Source organism: Streptomyces niveiscabiei, assembly GCF_001419795.1.
In the GTDB taxonomy this organism is placed as follows: domain Bacteria; phylum Actinomycetota; class Actinomycetes; order Streptomycetales; family Streptomycetaceae; genus Streptomyces; species Streptomyces niveiscabiei.
Window position 1 is genome coordinate 1 of record NZ_LIRL01001349.1, and the last position, 2,389, is coordinate 2,389.

Consider the following 2,389-nt stretch of genomic DNA (forward strand, 5'->3'; position numbering starts at 1 on the left):
GGGGGTACGGGTGCCGGTGGGCAGGAACTTGAGGGCGGCCGTGCGGGGCAGGTCCTCGCCCGGTACGGCGTCCACGCGCCGCGCCGCGTACACGCTGCCGAACGAGCCCGTCGCGATCGGCTCCCGTACCTCCCAGACGCCGACCCGGTACCCCTTGGGCACGGTCACCGCGTACGGCTCCGGCATCACCGTTCCCCCGCGACGCCGCCCGTCAGCACGGTCAGGTCGTCCTCCCGCACGAGGTCGAAGCGGAGCGCCAGGGAGACCAGGGACTCCTTCTTGCCGTTCATGCGCGGGCCCGGGTCGGCCGTGTCGGGGCCGGGTTTGAGGCGCAGCTTCACGGCCAGGTAGTCGATGTTCCACTGCACCGACGTGCGGGACGCGGCGGGCCAGCCGGGGCGCAGCCGCTCGACGACCTGGTCGACCGTCGGCAGCGGGGCGTGGGGCGCGCCGCGCAGCCGGGGCTCGCACAGGGCGGCCAGGACGGCGAAGTAGCGCTTCGAGCGGTCGACGCAGAACGCGGGGGCGGTCGTCGCGCCGGACGGGCCCGCCGAGCGGTCGCGGTAGTCGTGGCGCGGCGCCCACACCTCGATCGGCAGCAGGTCGCCGGCCGCCGGGAGCACGATCCGGGAGAACTCGAAGGGGATCGGCGCGTCCAGCCGCCCCGGGCCCACCTTGACGTGCTCGCCCGCGCCCTCCGGGTTCTCCACGACGTACGTCTGGGACCGGCTGTGGTTGCTGAGCCGCCAGTAGGCGCCGTGCGCGGTGATCTCACCTGCCGTACGGGAGACCCCCTCGTGCGGGATCTCCAGGGTGTTCTCGCGCGCGGAACGGCCGAAGGTGAGCCGTTCGCCGGGGGCGAGCTGGAAGCGGGTGCTGGGTCGATCGTCCTCCGGGGTCGGCGGAGGGATCACGATGATGCTGTACAAGGTGTTTCTCCCCGGGCCTCGCAGCGATCCGGGGTCAGCGTAGGGGGACTCGCCCGGGGGTTGTCCCCCCTTGCGCGGTCGCGGCGGTCGAATGGCTTGAACTGGTCGTCTCGTGGGTGAGGGGACGGCGCGAGGGGGGGGCCGACAGTCGTATCTGCCGATCATCCACTGATCTCGTCCCAGTGGACGAGCCGCTCGCACCACCGCCGCAGCAGCACCCGGTCGTGCCCCACCGCCAGCAGCCCCGCCCCGCTGTCCGCCCGGTACTCCTCGACGGCCCGCACCAGCGCGGCCGTCGTCGACGCGTCCAGCATCGCCGTCATCTCGTCGCAGATCAGCCAGCGGGGCCGCAGGGACAACGCGCGGGCCAGGCAGGCGCGTTGCAGCTGGCCGTCGCTGACCTCGTGGGGGCGCCGGGTGAGCAGGTCGGGGGTGAGGCCGACGGACGCGGCGAGGGTGTCGACGCGCGGCGGCCGGCCGTTCGCGCGCAGGGGCTCGGCGATCAGGTCCGCGAGCGACAGGTGCGGGTCCGCCGAGAGCCGGGGCTGCTGGAACACGACGCCCACAGCGGTGCGCTGGGCCCTCGGCGCGCGGTGCCGCCAGCGGTGGACGTGCGCCCCGTCGAGGGTGAGCGTGCCCGCGTCGGGGCGGTGCAGCAGGGCCGCAACCTTCGCCAGCGTCGACTTCCCGCAGCCGCTCGGACCGAGGAGGCCGACGGACTCGCCGGGCGCCACCGTCAGCGACACGCCCCGCACCGCCGGGGACTTCCTGTCGTACCCGGCGGTGATGGCGCGCAGTTCAAGCACGGAGGTCCTCCATGAGGTGCGGGTGGTGACAGGCGGTCCCGTCGGTCGTCGGCGGCAGAGCCGTGCAGGCCGGGGTCGCGCGCGGGCAGCGGGGCGCGAACGCGCAGCCCTCGGGGAGCGCGCCGAGCTCCGGGGGCAGGCCGGGGATGGGCAGGAACGCGCGGTCGGGGAGCGCGTCGAGGAGGCCCCGGCTGTACGGGTGGCGGGGGCCGGGGTCACCGAAGAAGCTGGCCGCGTCGGCGAGTTCGACGATCCGGCCCGCGTACATCACGGCCACCCGGTCCGCGATACGCTCCGCCGCCGCCAGATCGTGCGTGATCATCAGCAGCGCCCGGCCCTCCTCCGCGTCCACGTGCCGGCGCAGCTCGTCGACCGTGTGGTCCACCAGGTCCCGGTCGAGCCCCGTCGTCGGCTCGTCGGCCAGCAGCAACGGCGCCTCGCCGACCAACGCGAGGGCGGTGGCGGCCCGTTGGGCGAGCCCGCCGGACAGCTCGTGCGNNGCGGCCCGCCGGGCGGCCCGCTCGACGGCGCCGGCATCCTTGGACCCCGTCAACGCCCGTATGGTCTCCGCGAGTTGGGACCGCACGGTCCGAACGGGCGTCAGATGCGCGGCCGGACTCTGCGGCACCAGCCCCACCAGCCGCCCCCGCACCC

General features: G+C 74.9%; 3 protein-coding genes and 2 pseudogenes. All 5 read right to left on the reverse strand.

What is annotated here, in order from left to right; all coding sequences use genetic code 11:
* Positions 1-186 (reverse strand): annotated as a pseudogene (locus AOK24_RS52575) (protein kinase); the annotation flags it as partial.
* Entirely contained in the window at positions 186-929 is a 744-nt protein-coding gene (locus AOK24_RS52580) for an FHA domain-containing protein (protein WP_055725399.1), read from the reverse strand. The pseudogene AOK24_RS52575 and the gene AOK24_RS52580, both read right to left, overlap by 1 nt.
* Before the next feature lie 161 nt (positions 930-1,090).
* Positions 1,091-1,735, reverse strand: a complete 645-nt coding sequence (locus tag AOK24_RS43895) for an ABC transporter ATP-binding protein (protein ID WP_055725400.1) — start codon at positions 1,733-1,735, stop codon at positions 1,091-1,093.
* Positions 1,728-2,233 (reverse strand): oligopeptide/dipeptide ABC transporter ATP-binding protein (locus tag AOK24_RS43900; RefSeq protein WP_338060982.1); only part of this gene is annotated, 506 nt, incomplete at its 5' end. The genes AOK24_RS43900 and AOK24_RS43895, both read right to left, overlap by 8 nt.
* A 2-nt stretch (positions 2,234-2,235) precedes the next feature.
* A pseudogene (locus AOK24_RS52065) lies at positions 2,236-2,389 on the reverse strand (ABC transporter ATP-binding protein); the annotation flags it as partial.